Annotated in this window: 31 protein-coding genes; 14 read left to right on the forward strand and 17 right to left on the reverse strand. The window is 59.7% G+C overall.

Annotated elements, in window-relative coordinates:
* Window positions 1–352: 352 nt before the first annotated feature.
* The 5 genes from FHT76_RS00005 to FHT76_RS00025 all read right to left on the reverse strand — a co-directional run bounded on the left by FHT76_RS00005 (window position 353) and on the right by FHT76_RS00025 (window position 3,567).
* A complete protein-coding gene (locus FHT76_RS00005) occupies window positions 353–580 on the reverse strand; it encodes a hypothetical protein (protein ID WP_259183382.1) in 228 nt (75 codons plus the stop codon).
* Between the two features lie 16 nt (window positions 581–596).
* Window positions 597–872: a hypothetical protein gene (locus tag FHT76_RS00010; protein WP_259183384.1), complete on the reverse strand. Its 276-nt coding sequence runs from the start codon at window positions 870–872 to the stop codon at window positions 597–599.
* Window positions 873–934: 62 nt separating this feature from the next.
* A complete protein-coding gene (locus tag FHT76_RS00015) occupies window positions 935–2,155 on the reverse strand; it encodes a hypothetical protein (protein ID WP_259183385.1) in 1,221 nt (406 codons plus the stop codon).
* A gap of 60 nt (window positions 2,156–2,215) precedes the next feature.
* The gene (locus tag FHT76_RS00020) at window positions 2,216–3,034 is read right to left on the reverse strand and encodes a Sir2 family NAD-dependent protein deacetylase (protein WP_259183386.1); all 819 of its coding nucleotides are present in this window, start codon (window positions 3,032–3,034) and stop codon (window positions 2,216–2,218) included.
* Entirely contained in the window at window positions 3,031–3,567 is a 537-nt protein-coding gene (locus tag FHT76_RS00025; RefSeq protein ID WP_259183387.1) for a hypothetical protein, read from the reverse strand. The genes FHT76_RS00020 and FHT76_RS00025 overlap by 4 nt, the downstream gene beginning before the upstream one ends.
* A gap of 130 nt (window positions 3,568–3,697) precedes the next feature.
* On the opposite strand from FHT76_RS00025, the gene FHT76_RS00030 reads away from it, so the two are divergent.
* Window positions 3,698–4,060, forward strand: coding sequence for a hypothetical protein (locus FHT76_RS00030; RefSeq protein WP_259183388.1), 363 nt, complete (start codon window positions 3,698–3,700; stop codon window positions 4,058–4,060).
* Here FHT76_RS00030 and FHT76_RS00035 read toward each other — a convergent pair.
* From FHT76_RS00035 to FHT76_RS00060, 6 genes are all read right to left on the reverse strand, one after another.
* Complete coding sequence (locus FHT76_RS00035) at window positions 4,038–4,205, reverse strand: hypothetical protein (protein ID WP_259183390.1); 168 nt, start codon at window positions 4,203–4,205, stop codon at window positions 4,038–4,040. The genes FHT76_RS00030 and FHT76_RS00035 overlap by 23 nt on opposite strands.
* Window positions 4,206–4,438: 233 nt before the next feature.
* Window positions 4,439–5,008, reverse strand: a complete 570-nt coding sequence (locus tag FHT76_RS00040) for a hypothetical protein (RefSeq protein WP_259183392.1) — start codon at window positions 5,006–5,008, stop codon at window positions 4,439–4,441.
* Window positions 4,993–5,574 carry a hypothetical protein gene (locus FHT76_RS00045; RefSeq protein ID WP_259183395.1) on the reverse strand — a complete coding sequence of 194 codons (582 nt, stop codon included), beginning with the start codon at window positions 5,572–5,574 and terminating at the stop codon, window positions 4,993–4,995. The genes FHT76_RS00040 and FHT76_RS00045 overlap by 16 nt, the downstream gene beginning before the upstream one ends.
* Window positions 5,575–5,729: 155 nt before the next feature.
* The gene (locus FHT76_RS00050) at window positions 5,730–6,356 is read right to left on the reverse strand and encodes a hypothetical protein (protein WP_259183396.1); all 627 of its coding nucleotides are present in this window, start codon (window positions 6,354–6,356) and stop codon (window positions 5,730–5,732) included.
* Window positions 6,356–6,925, reverse strand: a complete 570-nt coding sequence (locus FHT76_RS00055) for a hypothetical protein (RefSeq protein WP_259183398.1) — start codon at window positions 6,923–6,925, stop codon at window positions 6,356–6,358. Before FHT76_RS00055 ends, FHT76_RS00050 begins: the two co-directional genes overlap by 1 nt.
* A gap of 10 nt (window positions 6,926–6,935) precedes the next feature.
* The gene (locus FHT76_RS00060) at window positions 6,936–7,262 is read right to left on the reverse strand and encodes a hypothetical protein (RefSeq protein WP_259183400.1); all 327 of its coding nucleotides are present in this window, start codon (window positions 7,260–7,262) and stop codon (window positions 6,936–6,938) included.
* A 276-nt stretch (window positions 7,263–7,538) separates the two neighbouring features.
* Here FHT76_RS00060 and FHT76_RS00065 point away from each other — a divergent pair, with 276 nt between their 5' ends.
* The 10 genes from FHT76_RS00065 (at window position 7,539) to FHT76_RS00110 (ending at window position 13,433) form a co-directional block, all read left to right on the forward strand.
* Window positions 7,539–8,384 carry a hypothetical protein gene (locus FHT76_RS00065; protein ID WP_259183402.1) on the forward strand — a complete coding sequence of 282 codons (846 nt, stop codon included), beginning with the start codon at window positions 7,539–7,541 and terminating at the stop codon, window positions 8,382–8,384.
* Window position 8,385: 1 nt separating this feature from the next.
* Window positions 8,386–8,727 carry a hypothetical protein gene (locus FHT76_RS00070; protein WP_259183404.1) on the forward strand — a complete coding sequence of 114 codons (342 nt, stop codon included), beginning with the start codon at window positions 8,386–8,388 and terminating at the stop codon, window positions 8,725–8,727.
* Window positions 8,721–9,317, forward strand: coding sequence for a hypothetical protein (locus FHT76_RS00075; RefSeq protein WP_259183406.1), 597 nt, complete (start codon window positions 8,721–8,723; stop codon window positions 9,315–9,317). Before FHT76_RS00070 ends, FHT76_RS00075 begins: the two co-directional genes overlap by 7 nt.
* 19 nt (window positions 9,318–9,336) lie before the next feature.
* The gene (locus tag FHT76_RS00080; RefSeq protein WP_259183408.1) at window positions 9,337–9,795 is read left to right on the forward strand and encodes a hypothetical protein; all 459 of its coding nucleotides are present in this window, start codon (window positions 9,337–9,339) and stop codon (window positions 9,793–9,795) included.
* A 27-nt stretch (window positions 9,796–9,822) separates the two neighbouring features.
* Entirely contained in the window at window positions 9,823–10,614 is a 792-nt protein-coding gene (locus tag FHT76_RS00085; protein WP_259183410.1) for a hypothetical protein, read from the forward strand.
* Window positions 10,615–10,623: 9 nt separating this feature from the next.
* Complete coding sequence (locus FHT76_RS00090; protein WP_259183411.1) at window positions 10,624–11,085, forward strand: hypothetical protein; 462 nt, start codon at window positions 10,624–10,626, stop codon at window positions 11,083–11,085.
* 11 nt (window positions 11,086–11,096) lie between these two features.
* Complete coding sequence (locus tag FHT76_RS00095; protein ID WP_259183413.1) at window positions 11,097–11,540, forward strand: hypothetical protein; 444 nt, start codon at window positions 11,097–11,099, stop codon at window positions 11,538–11,540.
* Between the two features lie 18 nt (window positions 11,541–11,558).
* A complete protein-coding gene (locus FHT76_RS00100) occupies window positions 11,559–12,026 on the forward strand; it encodes a hypothetical protein (protein WP_259183415.1) in 468 nt (155 codons plus the stop codon).
* Between the two features lie 98 nt (window positions 12,027–12,124).
* Entirely contained in the window at window positions 12,125–12,571 is a 447-nt protein-coding gene (locus FHT76_RS00105) for a hypothetical protein (RefSeq protein WP_259183418.1), read from the forward strand.
* 61 nt (window positions 12,572–12,632) lie between these two features.
* Entirely contained in the window at window positions 12,633–13,433 is an 801-nt protein-coding gene (locus FHT76_RS00110) for a hypothetical protein (protein WP_259183421.1), read from the forward strand.
* A 4-nt stretch (window positions 13,434–13,437) separates the two neighbouring features.
* Here FHT76_RS00110 and FHT76_RS00115 read toward each other — a convergent pair whose 3' ends face one another.
* Entirely contained in the window at window positions 13,438–14,148 is a 711-nt protein-coding gene (locus FHT76_RS00115) for a TIGR00266 family protein (RefSeq protein WP_259183422.1), read from the reverse strand.
* Between the two features lie 153 nt (window positions 14,149–14,301).
* Between FHT76_RS00115 and FHT76_RS00120 the strand changes: the two genes are divergently transcribed.
* Entirely contained in the window at window positions 14,302–14,889 is a 588-nt protein-coding gene (locus FHT76_RS00120) for a hypothetical protein (RefSeq protein WP_259183424.1), read from the forward strand.
* A 69-nt stretch (window positions 14,890–14,958) separates the two neighbouring features.
* Here the strand turns inward: FHT76_RS00120 and FHT76_RS00125 are convergent, their stop codons facing one another.
* Together FHT76_RS00125 and FHT76_RS00130 are read right to left on the reverse strand one after the other, a co-directional pair.
* Window positions 14,959–15,348 carry a hypothetical protein gene (locus tag FHT76_RS00125; protein ID WP_259183426.1) on the reverse strand — a complete coding sequence of 130 codons (390 nt, stop codon included), beginning with the start codon at window positions 15,346–15,348 and terminating at the stop codon, window positions 14,959–14,961.
* A gap of 130 nt (window positions 15,349–15,478) precedes the next feature.
* Window positions 15,479–16,201 (reverse strand): DUF4262 domain-containing protein, encoded by a 723-nt coding sequence (locus FHT76_RS00130; protein WP_259183428.1) that lies wholly within the window; start codon window positions 16,199–16,201, stop codon window positions 15,479–15,481.
* Window positions 16,202–17,203: 1,002 nt separating this feature from the next.
* Between FHT76_RS00130 and FHT76_RS00135 the strand changes: the two genes are divergently transcribed.
* Window positions 17,204–18,028, forward strand: a complete 825-nt coding sequence (locus FHT76_RS00135; protein ID WP_259183429.1) for a DNA topoisomerase — start codon at window positions 17,204–17,206, stop codon at window positions 18,026–18,028.
* A 264-nt stretch (window positions 18,029–18,292) separates the two neighbouring features.
* Here FHT76_RS00135 and FHT76_RS00140 read toward each other — a convergent pair whose 3' ends face one another.
* Window positions 18,293–19,018 (reverse strand): ATP-binding protein, encoded by a 726-nt coding sequence (locus FHT76_RS00140; RefSeq protein WP_259183430.1) that lies wholly within the window; start codon window positions 19,016–19,018, stop codon window positions 18,293–18,295.
* A gap of 179 nt (window positions 19,019–19,197) precedes the next feature.
* Here FHT76_RS00140 and FHT76_RS00145 point away from each other — a divergent pair, with 179 nt between their 5' ends.
* A complete protein-coding gene (locus tag FHT76_RS00145) occupies window positions 19,198–19,701 on the forward strand; it encodes a hypothetical protein (protein ID WP_259183433.1) in 504 nt (167 codons plus the stop codon).
* A gap of 18 nt (window positions 19,702–19,719) precedes the next feature.
* Here FHT76_RS00145 and FHT76_RS00150 read toward each other — a convergent pair whose 3' ends face one another.
* Window positions 19,720–20,418 (reverse strand): hypothetical protein, encoded by a 699-nt coding sequence (locus FHT76_RS00150; protein WP_259183435.1) that lies wholly within the window; start codon window positions 20,416–20,418, stop codon window positions 19,720–19,722.
* 61 nt (window positions 20,419–20,479) lie between these two features.
* Window positions 20,480–21,667, reverse strand: a complete 1,188-nt coding sequence (locus FHT76_RS00155) for a hypothetical protein (RefSeq protein WP_259183436.1) — start codon at window positions 21,665–21,667, stop codon at window positions 20,480–20,482.
* Window positions 21,668–21,720: the final 53 nt, after the last annotated feature.

Here is a 21,720-nt window from a genome sequence, read left to right on the forward strand (position 1 = left end):
CTATCTGGGCCGCAAGGCTCGAGCCGGAGGACTTCCGGTGCTGGCCTGTGGATCGAACCGGGGTGCCGGTCGGAAGCAGGAAGAAGAAGGTAGCAAGCAGATCGCGAAAGCGGCCTGATCAAGACCTGAAGCTCGGTCCTTCAGGGCCGAGAGAAGTCACGAACCCTTCGTGGCGAACGATAAAACGCATGGGCAATCCCGCTCCGCCTTCGGCCTCGAGAAACGCTCAAGAAACGGCTCCGACGTCAAAAAACGTTCAGGCCCTTCAAAAAACGTTCAGGAATCTGCTTCCGGCTCAAAAATCTTTCAATGGATGCGACAGTAGCCGAGGCGCGCGCAAGCCGGAGCGCGACTAGCCGTCCCGTTCCGTGATCAGTTGCCGGTATAACCGCTCGAATTCGGCCTCGCCGACATAAGAGAGGCGGTTCAGGTTGATCAGCAGCCAGTCGGCCTCGCCCAACTCGTTAGGCGGCGCAGAGAAGCGGGCGATCCAGCGGTTGTCCGGCGCACTGAGGTCGGGTGGCTCGGCCGACACGCCGTGACGGCCGGCTAGCTCGCGGATTTCCTTTTCAGCGGACATCGCGGTTTCTTTCTGTTTAAGCGGGGCCGTGACCGAAGATGGCGAGGTAGGTCCCGAAGACGGCGACCTGCCAGATGACGAAGCTATGCTTGGCGAAGCGGAGGTTCCAGTCGTAGACGGCGACCGCCAGACGGTCGTGTGAGCCGACGGGACTGACGCGGGCGCGGAGGTAGTAGTAGCCGAGAATGGCGGCCTCGAGGAAAGCGAACGTGGCAACCAGTGCCGCTGCGTGTTCCATCCAGTTGTACTGCAAGGCCAAGCCCTCCGCCAATCCGATTTCGGGGTCATACATTATTGTGTTGACAAAATAAAGACCCCAGATCGATCGCCACGACTATTTTTTACCGTCAGAGGTCACCTTGACCGATTTGGACCCGTGACCGCCTCTATCGGGAACGATACCGCGCGGTCGTCCCACTTCGCGAGTGCCGCCTCGATCACCGCCGGAGGCATCTGGAAGTCAGCGAAGTACTTCGTCCCCGTTCGGCGCTGCGCATCGAGGCAGTCCTGTACAGCGCCAGGCAGCAGGCTCATGTCTTCCGAATTGATCGCCGCCGTCAGCGCCTTCCATGCGATGATCGTCTCGATGGGCGCTTTGTCCAATGCGCCCCTGATCTTGTCTTTGGAGTGCGAGTCCTGGTAGCCGAGCGCCTCCTTCAGGAACATCCTCGCCATGTTCTCGGCCACCATCAACAACGATGCCTTCTCGTCGTCGAACCCGACGAAGGATTCGTCCTTTACGCGGATCAGGCGGGCGGCTTCCAGCGCCTCTCGCGGTCCCGGTCCTTGGTGGGTCTTGATCTCGTTGGCGTAGGCCAAGGCATCCCTGTACCTGTCGGCCGCGAAAAAGGCGACGACGTTGACATGTTCCTGCATCTTGTGAAGCTGCTTGTATCTCGGAGGAAGTATCATCTCGACCTTGGCCGCCGAACCTTCCGACCCGCGGTCCGCACCTGGTTCCCCGTAGGCGGGATATCCGATGCTCACGCCGTATACAGGCTCGGGCACGGTTCGCATCAGCTCGCCATCGACGATTACGAACTCGGAGAGATGGGCGGCAAACGCCGACCGCTGCCGCTCCACTTCCGCCATGTCCATATCACGGACGCTCAATTGCTCGAATGTCGGCAGGATGACCGGCACGAGATCGGCACGGGCTGCGGCGCGCGTAGTCTGTAGGCCGTCGGCGAAATAATTCGCTAGTTCGTTCGGGAATAGCGCCGTCGACACTGCCGTAGAATGGTGATTGCGAAGCTTCTTCCCCAGTTCCACCAGTTCGGTTTCGAGATGACGCGTGAGGACGTTGTCGCTCCCTCGAAGACTGATCACCAGGGACGAACGACGGTCCCTTGGCACCTTCTGGGCCGTCTCGCCGTACAGCCGTCCGTCAATCCCGTAGTATGGCGTGCGTTGGAATCCGGGAGGCCCATCGACCAACATCGCGGGCCTCTTGGCGGACGGCCCGTAGTCAGGGATGTCCACGCGCACGACGTCACGGAAAACCACCGTCTTGTGCTTGGCGGCCTTGTTCGGACGGCCTGTGGTGGTGATGGGGTACTCGATTTCTAGGATCATCTGGCGGTGCCTCGGTGTTTCCGCAAAGTCGCACCGCAGGCCGAAATCGACAAGACTGGACTAGCCGAGGTGACCCGTGACGATTTCTCGAATGCGGCCGGCCGCGTCGGCCGCAGGCATCATCATGGCTTCGTCGAACCGGCTCTCGTCGATCTTGTTCTCGGGCTGGAGGTTGTTTAGCACCTTTCGGCAGTCGGCGTTGGCCGTCCAGCGATTGACGGGAACGATCTTTCCGCTGGTCCCGATCACCACGAGCAAGTCGTCCGGATGCAGCGCTCCCATCACGAGAAACATTTTGTGGTAGAGCCTGGTCTGCTCGCCGAATAGAACGACGTCCGGCCTGTACAGACTTCCCGTCTCGTCCCGGAACTGAAAGCCTCCGGCCGGGGCCTCGGAAGCGTTTCCCGACCAATAGCGCGTGTACCCGATGTCGACCCTTTTGTCCGGATCGGCAAGCGACCGCATAGACGTCAGGTTGCCGTGGACGTGGATCGACCCACCAAATCCCGCACGCTCGATGAGGTCGTCGACGTTCTGCGTGATGTGGGTGAGCCTGTCCCCATACTTCGCGGCGAGTTCGGAGATCATCAGATGCGCGGCATTCGGCTCGGCGTCGGCCAAGGCTCGGCGTCGGTCGTCGCAGAAGGTGTGGACGCCCACTGGGTCGCGCTCGAGGTTTGCCGGCGTCATCAGTTCCTCGGCCCGCATGCCGGCGTATAGACCGCCATCACCCCGATAGGTCGGAATGCCGCTGTCAGCGCTGAGGCCCGCTCCCGTCAGGAAGACCACGCGCGGCTGCCGGACCTCTCTCGAGGCGGCGGCCGCGCGGCGGGAAATACCGAAAACGTCGGCGATCGAGGAAAAGGCTCTGCCGATCAACGAGTGGCTCCCGCGTCCCATGGCAACTTGATGTCGTCGCGGGAGAACTGGAAGGCCGACTGGGCTATGCGTATCGCGCGGCGCACGGAAACGTGCAGGAAAATGATCTTGATGCCGATCAACGACAGAAGGCCGATAGTCAGCGGGGAAAGCGGCCCGACCGAGGTTAGAAGCCCGATCATCAATCCGACGAAGACCAGAGCGAGCAGGAAGTCGCAGATATGTCCCCATACGGAATTGCGGTAATGGTCTTCTACGAACTGCGACTGGCGCTGGCGGAGGATTTCCTCGACTTCGAGGACGTAGCGGTGTCGCGCCTCGTATTCTTCGCCTTCGTGGGAAATGGAGTTGAGGCTTTCCCATGCGACGTCGCCGAACGCCTTGGACGGAAGGATCATCGCGCCCATCGGCAGGATTTCCTTGCGGACGCCGGAAAACCCGCGAAGAAATCCGATCCTTGCCCATTTGCGCAATGGAGCGGCGAGGGTGGTCGCATCTCCCATGGCGTCGTATTGGCTCTTCCCGGTGTCCATTGTCCTGTCCTTATGCCTTTTCGGCTTGTTGGACCAATGATGGGCAAGTTTTCGTTCGGAATCAAGATTCCTACGTTTACGAGGTCTTTAATTCGAGCGATCATCGGTTAGCTCGTTGAAACGGAAACCCATGTTGAAGATCGCAATCGTCGCCGCCATCGCCCTTTTGCCCACGCTCGCGAACGCAGCCGACGGCACGCGATATCTGGACCTCGCCAAGTGCATGGCCTTTGCGGCGGTGAAGGGCGGTCTGGACGGCAAGAAGCCGGTGCCGGCCGATTACGCGAACGTCCTGTCCGTTCTCGGCGAGGAATACATGTTCGAGGCCTCGGCGCTCGGCATGGACGACGACCAGGCGCAGACCTTCGTCGTCAACGAGTTGACGCGGCAGAACCGCATCAAGCAGGAAAAGGGCATGGAAGCCCTGACGGCGGAACTCGGCGGCACCTGCTCGGCGCTCGCCGAAACCCTTATCGGTGCGCAGAAGAAGTGAGGTTGTCGATCGCCCTGTCGAGGGTGCGGGAATACTCTCCCGGTATTCCGTCGGCGGCGTTTGCCTTCTCCAGTACCTCGATGATCGCCCGGCGCTGCTCGCCGGCCCCTTGGCCCAGTACGAGCTTCGCGATCCCAACTGCCACCTGAACCTCTCGGTTCCGCTTTCGCTCCCGGTGGAGCTTTGCCCGGGTTGCTCCGGACATTCTCGAACGTTCGCTGGTCACTACCGAATCAATCTCCATGCATTGAAGCGACGCGACGAATCTAGGTGCTTCGCCAATGGATTGCCACTCACAAGGAGCGGAAATCCACGGGAGATTGATACCATCGGTTTTCAGCTTTTTTGGGGCGACCTGTGTTCAGACGGCGAAGGTCGTCAAGCGTGACGAAGCTTGGTTACGGAGCTTTCCCGCCTTCGACCCGAGGATGGAGGCGGCGGTGGCGCGCAGTCCATGTAGACATCGATGACCGCACCCAAGACGAAAACCCCGTTCAACATGAGCATTCTGTTAACGCCGAGGTCGGTTGTCAGGCTGCCGGCACCCAGGATGACGAGGAAGGCGACCGATAGAGCGATGACCGCCCTGAGCGCAACCCCCGCTCCTGACGTTCGACACCAATCTGCCTCCATGGTCATTTGGGTGAATGTCGTTCTGGTGTAGTCGTTGCTGATTTTCTGGAATTTCCGCAAGCACCAGCACACGGCAAGAAGCGCGATCATGGTGATGAAGGCGATGCTTTTCGCGCCGGCGTCCGTCAAGACGCTCTCCAGCCGCAACACCAGGAGATTCGCCACTGCGAAAAGGGCGACGACAAAGCTTAGGATGCCGACAAACATGTCCTTTTGCCGAAGAGGAGAAACCCCCCACTCTGTGTAGACGTACTCCATGGCACGAGAGAAACCCGCAAGAATTGCTTGGTCGGCGATTTTCAACGGGTTCGGCATTCCGTTTGTCCTTGGTCCATCGCCGTCCACAGCCTGTCCGGCAGCTCGCGCACTACTGTTTCGAAGCCGTTGCGGCAGTTATTGACCGCCCGCATCTCGATCGTGTGGCCGAACAGCGCACCGAAGAACGATACAGTCAGCATGGTCGACAGCACGGCGAGGGAGACATGGCCAACGGTCTCCAATCCGAGGCAGTAGAGCGCGATTGTAGCGACGAGCATAACGCCAATGCCCGACCACCAGCAGATGGCCGATAGTCGCTCGTTGCGATGGACGTGGTAGAGTTCCCATTCCTCCAGCTGTCGAAAACGGTCCTCGGCCTCACCGAAGACCCGCAGCCAGACGCCTTGTCCATCCGGATCGTTGTAGGCCTTGATCGTCTTTGGATGCGCAAGCATGCGGGGATAGGCGAGGAACGACGGCGACTGGAGGCTTCGCATCGCCTCCCACATCAGGCCGCCGAACGGACCGGCGAGGATGGCCGCCCGACGTGCGTCACGGTAGCGCCTCTGAATCTGACCGAGAGAATCCCGGATGACGTCCTTGACAGGTTCAGTGAGGGTCATGTGGCGGACCTTCGTGCATCTTCGGAGGACTGGCCGCCTACCGCGCAGCGGAGTTGACTGCGCAATTCTGGTGTCAGGCGCGTCTCTTCGGTCTCGTTCATGCGGCCTTCCTCTTTTGTTGATCCATCCGACACGGTCTTGCGTCGGCGCTGCTGTCAGTCGTTGACCGGAATCCACACGCCTGTGTCGATCACGGTACGGGTCTCGGCCTTTGCCAGCGCCTCGTAGGCCGCGAAAGCGGCAAGGTTTTCCTCGTCAGACCACGAAGATTTCCAGACGATCGTTGCCGTATGCGCCACAACGCCAAGGCCCTTGCGGGACTCGAACGGAAAGTTGTCGAAATTGAAGGCTTCCCCGACCTTGGCGTCGGGGCTATCCAACCAGACGTGTTTGGCGAGCGGCTTGTAGTATCGGCGACCGTATTCCACCTTCTCGTATCCGACCGTCGGAGAATCCTCGACCCAGCCAACGACGTGCAATTCCAGTTCGCTGTCGCGCTCGATCTGCCAGTGCTTCACACGGGAGGGCGCTTCATTGCATAGCCCGCGGGCCGAGGACAGAAAACCGTAAAAGTCGTTGTGGCTCTCGAGCCGCTTGACGACTTTTCCCTTGAAGCTGAGATATGCGATCGCCAAGCTCGAGCGAACCCAGACGATGTCCGCCGTTTCCCGGCAGATGACCGTGGAGGCCGAAGTCAACGTCTTCTTCTCGCTCGCATGGAGGACGGTGGTCGGCTCCGGCTTGAATTCACGGCATCCTTCAACGAGGCCTTCGATGTGCATCAGGCGGTTTCCTTCGTCTGGTGGGCGGTCGACCTGTCGCGGGACTTCGGTATGTCGAAGCCGCACTGCGCGTAGACCCTGTGGAAGATGGCGCGCGTTCGGTCGCGCTCGCCGTTGACGTCGATCAGGCGGTTGCCCGTCATGTAGGCCTGCGTGTAGCCGAGGCTGAACGAGGCTCTTGCCGCTGTGGGGCTGCGGCGCGCATAGGAAGCGAGGTTCACCGTCTGAGAGCCGGCTTGTTCGGCGATGGATTCCAGGCCCTCCAACACCTCGTCCAATCCCGCGAACAGGAAGGCCTCGTTCTTGCCCTGCAAGGCAGACAGGATCGGCGTGTCGATGTCGGTCATTCTGGAGATGGAAACGGAGTCCTTGCCCAACGTCGCGAAATCGCGAGCACCAGAGACATAGCCGAGCCAGCGGACCCGCTTGTCGCGTGGCCACGCGCTTTCCGCTTCGACGGTGTCGATCATCCAGTGGAGATAGTCGCGGCTACCGTGTTCTCCGAGACAGCCGATGGCCGATCCCATCGCGGAGACGCGCGGGCGCAGAATGGCGATGAGGTTCTCCATGTCGAGAACCTCAGGCGGCCTGGTCGTAGGCGTTGCGGCCGCCGACGGGAGCTTCGACGATGACGCGACGGCGGGCGACTGCCCAGGCGGCTTCCTTTTCATCGACCGTGTCGGCCGAACGGCCCTTCACGACGTCGGAGAGCGACTTGATGTAGGCGGCGGTCGCCTCGACGTATTCGCGATCCTGCTGGTTGAGGTCCCGGATTTCGGAAAGGGCATCCTGCACGGAGGCGGACGCCGGGATTAGGTCGGCGACATCCGCCGTGCCTTCGGCGGCTTCCTTGAGTTTGGAGATGTAGCCCTTGGTGGCGAAGTCGTAGCGGTGGAACTTGTTCATTGGGGTCATCCAATTGCTAGCGTTGCGATGGACGTCAACCGGGACGTGGCGAGACCTTAGACGGATAAAAATAAGTTTACAAGACTCCATTGCAAAAAATAAAAGAACTCGCTATCAGCATTCGTCAACGGAGTCTTGAAAAAGAGTAGGCTTCGGTATTGCCGCCGCTCTGCCTGCCATCTATAAAGGAAATGACCAGCATATATGACTGCCAATTCAATTGCGGGACGCCGATCGGCGCTCCCGTCGTCCCACTTTCCAACGATGGATAAAGCGATGAACAAGCGTACTGGTCACTCCCTGAATTTGAACGATCTCCTCAACCCGACCGTGGCCTTCCTCAAGGCGACAGGGGCGGTTCCCCACTATTTCGGCCTCGGCTTCATCCAGATGAAGTTCAACGAGCAATACCGCATGCATTTCTGGCATCCGGCACTCTCGGCGATCGTCGGCGAGGAAGAGCTTCACGACCACCGATACGATTTCAAATCGCACGTCCTGCATGGAAAAACGACCCACGAAGTCTACGAATTCACTCAGGACGAGGCTGGCGACCATGGCATGTACGAGGTGTCCTGCAAGCCCGGCGACGAGCGCGAACCCGATTTCAAGGGGCTCGGAAACGTGAAGCCGGCCGGTAGCTACACGATGGTCAAGGGATCGGTCTACGAGTTCCCGCACACCCAATTCCACCGCATCCGCGCGAGCGAGTGCATCACGCTCGTCGAGCGTCGTGACGTCGTCAAGGAAATGGCCACCATCCTCAAGCCTGTCGAAGACGGCCACGTCTGTCCGTTCTCGCAGACGATCCCGACGGACCAGCTCTGGGACTACATCGGCGAACTCGTCGAAGACCGCGTCCGCGATCCGGACGGCGGCTACCACCTCAAGCCGATCCCCAAGGGCGTGGTCGGCGAGGTGTCGAAGATCGAAGAAGAATTCCTCGAATTCAAGGACGCCCTCAAACAGGGCAACGACGTCATGGCGTTCATCGAACTATCAGACCAGCTCGGCGCGATCCGCTGCTGGCTGGAACGCCACCACCCGAGCGTAACGCTCGATCATCTCATCACCATGAACGACGCCACGACACGCGCGTTCGTGAACGGCCACAGGAGCTGACATGGACAACAAGTTGATCGGGATCGACCCCGTAACCCACGACCGCCTGGTCTCCGAGGCGGTCGTAAGGATCATGGCGACGGCCGTCACGACATACGGGTCGCCCGAAGCAAAGCTCGCCGCATTCCGGTTCGACGTTAAAAACGCAATCGACCTCGCGCTCGCCTACCAGTGGGAAACCATCGTCGAGGAGAAGATCGAAGGTCTGGAGAGCGATCTCGAGAGCGCCGTTCAGGCCGCCTACAACCGCGGGGCCGTCGAATGGGCGAAACTGAACTACCCCACCTGGATCGAGCGCCTCGAGACCAACAAGAAGGCGACGGAGGCGCGAGCCAAATGCTGATCTCCAGCTTCACCGACTGGGGACGCCTTGCGCGCGCCCTTGCCTTCTACCAGAGGAAAGGTTTCCTGCGCGTCGAAGTCGACTGGAACGCCCCCAAGGACATCTGCGCGCTGACGTGCAGCGACGAAAGCCGCATGTACGCTTTCGACGGCGAATACCTGGTTGGATCGGCGGAGCAGTCCTTCATCCACGCCATGAAGCTCGACGGCCTTCCCAAGGGACGCTACGTGTCGCTGACGCCGTGCTTCCGACGGGAGCCGGAAGTGAGCGCAACCCACCTCCGCCAGTTCATGAAAGTCGAGTTGTTCGCGTCCCATGACGCCAATCCAGACCTGGCCCTCGAGTTCGCCGATCTCGCGCGACAGTTCATGGAAGAGGAAACCGAACATGCGGTCGATCTCCTGACGACGGCCGAAGGCTACGATCTCGAGATCGGCGGCATTGAAGTCGGCTCCTACGCCGCGCGGACAGCCGACGGCATGTCGTGGACTTGCGGCACTGGCCTGGCAGAGCCACGGTTTTCGACCGCCATCGAAAACAAGAGCGCTGGCCTCACGCCGATCCGCAAAGCCGAAGCGTCGGCAGCATAACCAGACAGAGGACCGGAACATGACAAAGCAGACACGGGCCGAGCGGATGGCGCATGCAAACGAGGTGATCCGTCACATCGCTGCCCACGGCCGCCGCTTCTTCCATTACGCCAAGCATGACCGTACGGCGGCATTCGAGCTTACGGCCAGCGGCAGGGTCCGCTTCCGCGACGAATGTACCGATCTGCTGGTCGACACAGGCCGCGAGGGTCGCTGGAATCCGCAGAAGTTCAGCGGCGGCGGCACAATGCAGCGGCTGGTCGCCGACCTCGGCAGGTACGTCTCCAAGGGCGTGAAAGTCGACAAGCGCCACTTCGGCCCGTGGGCGGACTGGAAATGCGACGGCGACGTCTGGGGGTACGGATTTGAGGAGATGCAAAAGGTCCGCGATGGCATCGCAGGAAGCGACGTCATCGATTGGACACCGCCAATGAAACAGCCCACGCCATCCGCCACGCAGGAAGCAGCCGCGATCTGACGGGCAGACATATTTCAGGAGACGACGATGACCTTCAAAACCAGCGTAGACCGTGCCGCATTGGCCATTGAAAATCTTGAGTTCGCAGACGGCACTCTCGCTCTCGGCATCGATGACCGCAGGCGCATTGCTGAAACTGTCTTGTATGCGGCGGGCGAAGTCTATCAACCGCCCGAACCCAGAAAGTTCGGCTACAGCGGCTGGACGGCGTTTATGTACGGTCGCGGCGCGACCACGGAAAACGCCCTTTATCTGTGCTACGAGAAGCACGGCAAAGTGAAGGCGTCGGTCCGGCCACGAGGCGGCGAAGAGTACGAACTCCAATTCGAAGGCTCGACGCTCGACGACGCGATGCTGGCCGCCGAGCGGGAGGACGCGATGATCACGGCCGCCCGCGAGGCGCTCAAAGGCAAGCCTCCAGCCTTGGTCTACCGTCCGAACGGCGACACCGACGATTGGGGAATGATCCGGCGTTCGAACGGCAACCTGTTCGCCGTCGTACGCCGTCCTCTCCCGGAAGCGGAGGCCAACGAGGCCCGCAGTACCAAGACCGACCCCTTCGAAGCTCTGAGCCGCCTGCTGATCTCGGCCTCCGAGAGGATCGTCTCTCAACCCGACGACGCCCGTCGAACCCTTGTCGAACTCTGTGCGTCTATCGCTTCTGGCGAAAAGGCCCGTAGCGACGCGGTTTCGCAGGACATCGACACCACCGAATGGGACAAGGTCGCGGCACGCCATCATGGCGAAGCGGCCGATCGTATTCGGCTCGGGATTTTGGGTGTTCTGGAAACCTTCAAATCGTCGGACGACGAAGACTGAGGGACCAAGATGACAACCGAGGCAAAGAACCCTGAAAATGTGGCATTGCCACGGATCGGGGTCGCTCTCGACAGGAGCCGCTTCCCGCAGCGCACAGCCGACTTCCGGTCTGTGTCGCTGGTACCCGTGCTGTTCAGTCCTATCATGGGTTCCCCTGAACGTTTCGTCGTCGGTTGTCTATGCAGCGACCGTGACAGCATCCATCTTGAGCGGGCAAACAAGCTCGACCGACTGACCTGCCTGTTTGGCGAGCAGTCCAAGGGCGCGGTCGCCGCGATCGAGATCGCCTTGGACGCGCTTTCCGGCTCGATCCACACGGACGACTTCCTGATCGACACCTATCGATCCCCGGTTTCCAATTGCCGGCTCGGCGAGACGGAAAACAGGGAAGGGCGTTCTCTACAAGAGGCGGGCATCTTTTGGATGTCGGCAATGAGTTCCCTGTATGCCCCGCAAACGGTAGAAGCGTAGGAGCATCCCTGATGGACCGCCGGTCGAAAATCCCGCCCTTGCTGACATCCTTCCGAGGTTTGCTGGGGGACGCGGGCATCCCACACACGCTGCGCCGGACGAAGAACGGCTGGCCGTATATCAGATTCGAGGCTCCGTCGATCGGAAACGAGGTATCTCTGCAGTACCGCAACAGACGTACGGACAGGCAAACGCAGGAAGTCCGCGACGCCCATTACCTCGTCTTCATCAAGCTGCCAGGAGTAGACCGGCAGGCGACCCGGTCCTTCTCCAGTGCCGAACAGCTTCTGTCCTTCCTCGGCATCGACGATGAGATGCTGGCGAGCAACCGCACAGGACGTGAAGGCCTTTCCGCCTACGACCGCGCCATCTCCGTCATGACCCCCGCCGTGGAGCAGTCTTACACGGAGCTCATGCGTTGTCCCTTACAACGCATGATGGGACCATCGACCTGAAAGTTCAGGAGACATTTCATGCATCGTTTCGACCCGACCCTCTCCCAGCGCATCAGGAGCCACCTGGAAGAAGCCGCAGCCACTGTATACGGCCGCGAAGTCGCGAGGAGAATGGAGGAGGGCGCTTCCTTCGTGCGAGACGCCAAGGCAGAATCGGTGATCCTCAACGACTGGCGCTACGCCTATCTCTACAGCCGCGAGTTCATCCGAGGACGCTGGCCTGCCTTCGAGGACGCCATCGCCGACGCCGACCCCGTCCGCGATCCGGCCGTCATCCGTTGCGTCTACAACTACGTCAAGAACGTCCGTAAGGGCCGAATGGTCACTGCCGAAAAGCACATCGCCAACTGCGCGACGTCATCTGTCGACTACGCCTTCAACTTCCTCGAAGGCTCTTGGTCTCAGGAGATGGATGATGCAGAGGTCGCGAACACGGTGATCGCCCGTCACCCGACGGCCGCTTCCGCATACAGACTTGGAAGATAACGGTCAACGCAGGTGTTGACACCTTGGTTTTGAAAAAATAGAAGACGTCAAATGAAACGAAGACGCCATCGCGCCTTCACGCTGACGGAGTCTACGGAATGTCCACGGCAGACAACCTTTTGGTGGCAAGCTACGAGACCATGCGGGCCAGCGTCCTCACCTCGTATCTCCAGAATCCCGGCCACTTCAATTCGGCCTACGTTTATGCCTGGCTGCATCGAATGCCGGCGATCGGTCTAGCCGACCACGAAAACGTGTTCTGGCGTGCCGCGAGGATCGATACCGCGGCGGTCAGGTACGTCAAGCATGACGTCGACAAGTTCGTCGCCAATCGTCAGCTGGAACGCCTTGCCTATGACCGGCTCTCGACCACCAGAAACATCGTCAATCTGCAGGTGCAGGGTTGGCTGATGACGATCCTTGGCTATTTTTCTCTGAAGGGCGACTATTCGCTCGAAGTGAAGCAGGCGCTGCGCGTCAATCTGCCGCCCGAGAAGTCGCTTGTGACCGCATTTGGCCCCGAAATGATCACCTTTCCATCGTAGCCGGTTGTCGGTTGCCCGCGTTGGCGGGAAGATTTGGCGTCAACAAAAACAGGTCTTCCCTATGGCACGTTCGAACAGCCCGGCATCCCTCGAAAACTGGAGCAAGAAGGCCGGCCGTGCGATCTACCGCGCCAGCGTCGGCCCGAAAAGCTATTGGGACGGCAACCGCCCCAGCCCGTCCCTCGCGGTCGCCGGCAAGGTCTGTCCCGGCGGTCGTATGTTGCTGGCCTTCGACATGGAGGAGCTTCGCGACTACTTCGTTGAAGGCCATGCCGACAACGGCGTGCAAGCCGAACCCGACCTCTGCGAGAAAGCCTCCCCTTATCGACAAATCGCCGTCGCCTCTGCTCCGCGCGCCACCGACCTCGAGACGTCCATCCCGATTTACGTCACGGCACGCAAGGCTCTCGACGAGGCCTACAAGGCGATCGAGCGTGTCTTCAACGGTCCTTTCCAGGCACTCATGGACGCGGACAAAGTGAAGCAGGCGATTGCGGTCATCAACGCGATGCCGGACACCTACCTGCGGTCCAGCGCGATCGGCCAGCTTCTCGCCAGCAAGAAGTGGGACACCGAGAAGAATCCCATCGGTCATATCGATCCCGCACCGTATTCACGCGAGCAGGCGGCCGCCTTGATCCAATTGCAGCGTGCGAAGAAGGCCGACCGTATCGCCGGAGACATCCATGGCAAGTTCGCCATGGAACGCGCCGAGGTGATCCTGGCGGAGGACGGCGAGGAAGCCCTGAGGGAGTTCGCCGCAACCCTGCCGCCGTCGATCGCGAGAGCGCATATGGCGGTCATGGAAAGGCAGGCTGCGCGCAATCGCGACAAGCCCGCCTCTTACGGCCCGAAAATGTGATCGCCTAGCTGCTCGGCGCGATCTTGGATGCCAGATAGCCGATGTAGGACTCGCGGTTTCGTGAACAAATCACGACCTTGCCCCGCCCGGAAAACTTGCAGACGATGCCTTCTCCGCTGACGGCGCTGTTGACGAGCGAACCGAAGAAACCGGACGACTTGTTCGTGCTCACCGCCAGTTCATAGGACAGACCAGCGTCCCACGCGACGACGTGGCAGTTGTCGATGGTCACCGGGTTGTCGCGGGTGGCGTCGATATCCATGTCGATGACGGTACCAAAGCCGGAGACTGCGACCTTGCCGTGGCCCTCGGTCTGACCGATGAAGAAGCCGCCTGTCCCTCCAAGCAGCGCGCGACCTACGCTCTGTGTCCTGACCTTGACGTCCACGGTCTTCTCGCTGGCGAGGAAGACGCCGTCGTTGAGGAAATACTGGCGCGACCCACCGCAATCAAGGACCTGGATGTCCCCCGGGATTACAGGCGATAGCAACGTTTCGCCGCCGCCGCGGGTGGCGCGGATGGACTGCGTGAAAAAGGACTCGCCATTCGTCAGTTTGCGGCCGAGGGCAGAGAAGAAGCCGCCCTTCATCTCGCCGACGAGATCGAGGTTCCCTTCCATCATCGCCATCGCGCCCGACTCGCAGCTGATCTCTTCGCCGCGCTCGAGCGTGACGTAGAGGAAGTTGTCGCCCTGGCCGATGATGTCGAATTTCATTTTGGTCTCGCTCGAAACAAAGAACACGTTTTGCAAAATGATGAAGTCGGACACGCGACCGCGCAACCGAAAACAGGACGTCGCGGCGTGATTGACAAGGGTCCACCAAGTCACTAATTCGATGTGGAGTTTAAAATTCCAGAGAGGTCCACGATGTCCTTCCTCACACCCGAGATCATCGCGCAGGCGCGGGAACACTACGACGAGGGCAGGGCGTACCACAACTGGAGCCACATCGAGTGGATGTTGGGCCTCTTCGAAGAATATCGGGCGCTCGTGAACGATGCCGATGTGTTCGAAGTGAAAGTCGTCGGCCATGACGTGATCTACGACAGCCGTCGCCATGACAACGAACTGCTTAGCGCCAAGATGGCGATGGCCTGGATTGCCAACGTCGCCAGCCCTCGGCAGCTGGATGCGACCGACAAAGGTATCCAGGCGTCGGCGACGCATATCGTTCCCGCTGGACTTCCGACGGCGGTCGCATCCGATGTCGCGCTCTTCCTCGACATGGACCTAAGCATCCTCGGCTCGGACGACCGGACGTTCAAAGCCTACGACGAGGCGATCCGCGAGGAATATTCGTGGGCGACCGACGAACAGTGGAAGGTCGGCCGCGCCGCCGTCATGAAGAAGTTCCTGACCCGTCCCTCGATCTTCATCACGCCACAGCTGAAGGAACGCTTCGAGGAGCCAGCGCGGAGCAACCTGAAGCAACTGATCGAGGCTCTCGAAGCGTAGTTCCTCGACCTGCTTCTCCTCGTGCGCGTTCCCTTCGGCAATCACGGCCCATCTCCAGGTCGATAGCCTTCAACGACTGGCTGGTATCCGAATTGGCCCCCTCTCGAAGCGGGACGACGAACGCTTCTCAGCGGCCTGGCGTTCCAGCTCGACGTTGATCGGGGTCAGCGCCGGAACGCCGACAATGGAGTCGTTCTCGCGGTCAAAACTGACGTCCTTGAAACGCATCGACATCACTCTGGGCGATTTTCCGCCGCCTTCGCTGATGACAATAAACGACGCCTTCTTGATTTCGATGCTGACGCTGGAGCCGTTCCTCGTGCCGCGAAAACAACGCTCTCCTACCGGATAGAAATCGTTCCGGATCGCCCACTCTACTATGCTGTCTGCTGTCATTTTCAATCCCCGTACCGGGAAGGCCAGCCGCCGCGCTGTTCCTTCCCGGGTGTGCAGAATCATTCACACGCCCCTCCATACGCGGTCAGGATTCCAGGGTCGATTGGAACGTCGCGCACCCGGGTTCATTCCGACAGTCGTGTTGCAATTCGGACTCAGTGTAAGAGGCCGGGAGTGCAACCTCCATCGGTGATCAGTGCCGGCGCATCGATGGAGGCGGACCGGAACGCGGCTGTGGCAGCGCGATGCAGTCGAAGCCCGCGATCTGGGCGGCGAAGGCTTCGTCGCAACCGTCTTCCCATGGGAACTTCCCGCTATCGTCGGGGAGGACGATCAGATATGCCTCCGCTTCCTCTGGAAGCAACAGCTTGGAGGGCGAACTGTGCGGCCGTACCGGTACTATACCTTGCCCAAGATCGCGGCCAAAATAGCCGGCACCGTCCGGGACCAATATACCTTCCCGCATCAGGGATACAGCTACGTTCAGAAAATGCTCCATAAGCGGAAGCTGCAACCCGGCCATCACGAACTCAGCTGTTTTCTGCTCGGCGGCATAAGAGAGCCCAGAAGTAAAACTATATGGAACCGAAACGTCACTCAGGTAAATAGCCGTCGCGGCGGAGCGGTTCGTTCGCCCGCTTTTCCACTTCTTTGAGTTCGTTCCGATCCATCCCAATTCTCCTTGCCTGACCTGGATAGCAGTTAGCCGCACCAGGCACAACGCGCCGACAGGAATACCTTGCCGCCGTCGGTTTCGTCCCGAACACTGGATGGACCTGACGGAGACCACGACGTGCAACTGAGTATCGCGTATCTGAACCACTATTGCGCCAACACCAAGACGGACTCCAACATCAAGGAACGCATCGGCTGGGCGAGCGTCGACGTCGAAATCCAGGATGTCCCGTCCACGCATCTCGAGCTGGTCCTTCACGACAACGACGGTTGGGGAGCGGGCTTCGATTCGGACAAGGTCTACGCTTACGACGACCACTACTGGGTTGTCGCGGAGGCCGCGAACGGTGTCTACAACAACCGGGCCACGGAAAAGCACAGCGGTTATCGCGAACTTGGCGACGAGAGGACCGGACTGCTACGCAATTTCGACCGCTCCGGCCAGAGGGCGTTCACGTGGGCGGCCTTCGAATTCAGGATGCTTTCGAGAATACCGTCTCCAGGCGTCTACGCCACGGAACCCAAGAATTTCCGCAACTACGCGCCTGGAACCAAAGTCGAGTGGGACGACCGCCCGGAGATCGAGGCGAGGGTGAAGCGCTACTATGAACGGAATCTCCTCGCGTCCAACGCCACCGTCTATTGCCGCATCGACAGACCGGGACTCCACTCTGCCGACAGCCGATATTCCTGGCGAAAGGAATACAAGCGGGTCTTGACGCCATACGGAGGGCAGGGCGATCCGATCATCGACTTCGCTTCCGCCTATCTGGCCGCGGATGACATCAAGACCCGCCGGAAAGATACCTACGGCACAAGGGAGGCCGAAGCCTTCTTCAGCCCGATCCCAGACAGCGGACCGGAGCCTGACGAGCGACTGGTCAGGGCGCTGTTCGGCGACCTGTTTTCGCGTCACTCATGGCTTTATCTCGCCGACAAGATCAAAAGAGGCGGGACCAAGAGTACAAGAGCGTTGGCGAGGCTTCACGACCTTTGGCTCGCATACGTCGAAGAACCAGACGATGCCATCCTCGACGAGGCCGCGCAGCTCATGATCGGACTCGCGGGTGATGGCGGCAAGACCAAGCATCTCCAGGCGTGGCTGGACAGGCCTGTCAGTCTTTGGATTAGCGAAAACCAGCCCGAAAATTAGCTCCCCCTCTTGGCTCGGAGTTGTGAATTCCACATTGACTGCGCCTTATCGCTGTATATAAAGACCCCATCATTGCTCTGGAGTCTTGGCATGTCTTCTTCTGGTCTCGTCTCTCACGGCCTCAACCTGCATGACCTGGTTCGAATTTGCGCCACCCGCTTCGACATGCCGCCGGCTGCGACACGCTCTGCGGCTGAAAGGCTCTACGAGAATAACACGATTACCTATCCCCGAACAGAATTCCGGTTCCTCGGCGACGATGACCACGTTGATGGCTCGGCCACGTTGGCGATGCTTGCAGCCTCGTCTCCGATCTGGGAGGCTCAGGTCGAGAAAACCGATCCCAAGTACCAGTCTTCGGTCTGGGTAAACGAGAAAGTTGCTCGCGAACAGAACGCCAGAGCTATCGTGCCGTTGAAAAGGGCCGACGTTGCCAGCTTCGACAGGGACGAGGAAAACGTCTTCTCGGTCGTCGCGGAGCGGTATATCGCGCTTTTTGATCCAGCGCGGTCGACCTCACGTGACAGAGAGGTAACGGAAGAGAACTTCGAGTATCGGCATTTCCGGCCAGCGGCGCACGTCAATAAGGTCGATGTATTCGGAACATCGGTAGACCTCGTCGGCCCGGAATTCTACGTCGACAATCGCGGCGGAAGCCTTTTCCTCGCTGTCACAGACGACGTGAAGGGCTATGCTTGGCTCGAAGTACCGCTTGCCGCGTTATCCGAATTCATCTGCGCGATGCCGTTCTCGTCGACGGAGGATTTCGCGCGACGGAACCTGGTTCTCCTGCGGAAGTTCGTAGACGAAGCCAATAACACTGTCCTTCCAGGGGGCGGCGGGCTTTACGTGTGCGCGGCAAAGACCTATGAAATCCGCGACGGCGTCCGCCATTACAAATGGCCGCGGTCTTAATCATCAAAAGGACTGTCGGTCGGGTTCCCCCGAAAAGCGAAACCCCTGGCGGGCGCATTGCCTGGCACGGGGGTTCTAATGCTCACGCCGAGCGGCATATCTCCTCGAAGACATCGGCTACCCGCACTAGCAAAGTAATGATTTGCCGATCTATGGCCGAACTCAACATCTGTTCCAGGTCGAGATGTAAAGAATGCAGGTGAGTTGTTGCATCCTTTGCAACTACTCACCTCTTTTCCCTCCTAGTCAGAGCTTTTGCCCCAGTCAGGCCTTCAAGCCACGCGACGGCTCATTCTGGCGCTTCTCCGAACGCAAGGTCTCGAACAGCCTGTTGACGTTCGAGCGCGTGTCCCTGACCGTTTTCTGCAAGGCAAGCAGGTCGGCGACGCTCTTCGGACGGTCGCCATTGGCGAGCCATTCCCCGATCGGGCGCAGGTCCTGTCCCACTCGAAGGCTCGACGCGCCGGCGTCGACGAGTTCCTTGGCGATGGCCCTGGAATGGGTCACGACCGCGAAACCCATGCAGGCGGGATGCAATGTGTTGGCGAATTCGGCAAGGTATTCGCCGATCGCCGTGTGATATCCGTCTCCGACGCCGATGTCGGGCTCGTCGAGGATCAGCCAGTGCGGATGGTCGCGATCCCGTGAATTCGCGACACCGTTCAATGCAACGCGGATCGACACGTTTCCGGTCGATTCCGTCGTCTCATGTCCGAAAATGAAGCTTCGCTCGATGCCGGCCGCGACACGGCGCTTCATGCCGATGTCCATAACCTCGAGCTTCTCACCCTCGGCCTGCAGAATATCGTGAGAGACCTGACGAAGGATTTCGACGGCAAGCGATTTGCCGCTGCCGTTCTCGCCCGTGATCAGAAGGCAGCGCGGATTCCGGCCCTCTTCGAAGAGGCTCGGAAGGACTTCCCGTTTGGCCTCGGCGTGTTCGCCGTTTTCCCATTCTTTCCAGACTTCGGCGGGGGTCAGCAACCGCATTCTGATTGTCTCCGTTCAGGGAACAACTCTCACATAGTCATGTTTTTTACAAGACGTCGCGTGGTTCAGCGGCAAGAAATTAATGACGTCACGATAAAGTACAAGTTGAGGTTTTTCCCGCGTGGACAATTTCAGGTAATTCAGCCACTATCGGCGCGGTTGGGCATGAGGTTACCACAATGCAGTTCCAGGAATCGGGACTTGGCCTTTTCGGCTGGTACGACAACGACATGGCGATATTCGGCGGCAAACGAAGCAACCGCGTCCATCCCGCAGGCCACCTGTGGTGCAAGTTCGTCGTCTACGACATGGTACATCGGCATTCCACGGGCAACGACCGCGCTGTCGGCAGCATGGAACTGCTTATCGAATATCCGATCGACGAGACAGCGCCGCTGCTCATCCGCAAACTCCTGAATTTCGAGATCGACAAGGACTTGCGCCGCAACCCCCGTAAAGGCCAACCCGGCGAAGGGCTTGGCCGCCGCGCTATCGAAGCACTCTCCCGATCCATCACCGACGAGATCGAAATCCTCGACATCAAGCCTTCGGCAAGGGGCTTCTGGGAAAAGATGGGCGTGGAGATGCACCGGGAGCAAAAACGGGTGAACGGTACCCTCAAACCGGCCTTGACCCTTGAGCACAGAGCCGATGCGCCTTCCGCTTCCGGACCACGTCCGTGAAGACCGATCCTTCCCTGGCTATTCTAGCTCGGCGATGAAGTCTTCCCACGCCTTCACGTCATCCGCGCCAAGTGGGATGCCGGCGGCGAAGGCATCGTAAATCGCCGACACTTCCGCCTTGTTTCGTGGGTTGCACGTGATCATCGACCAACCCGGAAGGTCGACCATCAGCGCGAGGAAATCGCCTCGGGGAACGATAGCTCTCGCCAGCACTTCTTCCTTGCCGTCGTTCCAATTGGCGTATGTTCCAGGAACGGTTTCGATACCCGCGGCCTTCCAAAGGCCCTCCTGGTCTGCGGCCCGTTCGATGTTCCGTTCGACGATGTCGGGCATCCTGTAGTCACCGGTCGGCCTCGGGGCGAATTCGAGAACCATCGAGAAGTGCGGAACATAGATGTCGAACCGCTCAGGTGACTTGAACAGCGTCTTCACCGCCGAGTCTTTCGTGAACGCCGGAAAAAACGCGATGCTCTGGAAGCTGTAGATCGTTCTCGTCTGGAAGTCGGCGAACAAAATTCCGGACCCGAACGGCGCGGCCGGCAACGGTCCGTATCCCTTGCTCGAGCGGTATTCTTCGACGAGACCTCTGAATTCCACTTCGTTCGGGGTGACGAAGTCCGCTTCGGCGAGGATTCTATCAATGACGTGGCTGTAGCTCCGCGCCGCGATCACTTCGCCTTCGGCTGTCCTCAATCCGATCGTTACGTCGCTGCCCATGCCGCCCGCCTTCTCGATGTCTTGACATCAGTATTCTTCGCGGTCCCAGGAATGGCAAGTTCTACGGCGTCGGGATGCGCACGGTCGGGATGCTGATCACGGTGTTTTCGGCCATTTCGAAGCCCTTCTCGATCAGCCTGTCCGTCATTTCCGGGGTCGGCACATTGAGACCCTCGTATCGCGGTCGCTTCAGCCTGCGCCATTCGTCATGGAGTTCCGGTAGAAGGTCAGTCAGATCGCTTCTCTGATCGAGGATGTCGTTGTTGGCGAGAACGGCATCGTGAATTCGTTCGTACTTCGCCAGTTGCTCGCCCTCGAACAACGGCCCGCTCTCGCGGTGGTTCGGATGGAAGTCCTGCTGAATGGCGCGGCGGACGATGTTGGAGCCAAGGGTAAGCGCCATGGTGTGGGCTGCTTCGGCATTGTGGTCGAAACCGACGGCAGACAGGTCTATCCCATCGAGTTCCGCGACCTCGATGACGTCTCCTGGAAGTCCACACCATGCGTTGAGCATCTGGTTGGCGAAATCCAACGCTTCCTCGTACGCAGATAGCGGGAACCGCATCCAGCCGTTGCCTGGCAGTCCTTGCGACAGAAATCCTAGCTTCATCGCCACGCCATGCGCCGAGTGCCTGTCACCATGCGTGAAAACGGTGATACACGGCATTGTCGTCGCCATCCACGGCTGCCCGTCGATGAAGAGCAGGCTGTCGGCCTGAACCTCGATCATCTTCCGAGCTGCCTCGAAATCTTCCGGATAGACATGTTCCAACGGCGTCTCGGACAGGAGGATGTCGTTCCTGTTGCGGGCCTCCTGCCAGTTCCTTTTGTAGTCCGGCCAAAGCTTGCTGCCGTAGTGGGTGTCAGCGCCGTGGAGATCGATAATCCATTGGAAGTGCCTTCGAAGAGGGTCCGCGACCGGCCGGCCGCTCAGGTTTTCGTGAGGCGGGATCGAGATGACGTGATCGATGTCGTCGTTGTACTGCCTGACGTTGAACGACCTCGAGAACAATCCTTCCTGGCCTCCAAGCGGACGATAAAGGCGGCCATGGTGCAACCTGAGTTCTGGATACTTCCTGCGACGGCCGTCGCTCTTGAAGGTGATCCGCTCCAGGCCGATCTCCGTCTCCCGAGAGGATATCTCGGCGATCTCCGCGGTATGGACGTGGCTTCCCCAGAAGAACCGCTCGCCTTTTTTGACGGTCGGGATACAGCGGGCGAGAATGGGAAACCTGATGTCGAGTTTCATGACGAATTCCTTTGGACCCAACCATCTATCGTGCTGATCCGGCAAGGAGCAAC

The organism is Rhizobium sp. BK176, from assembly GCF_024808055.1.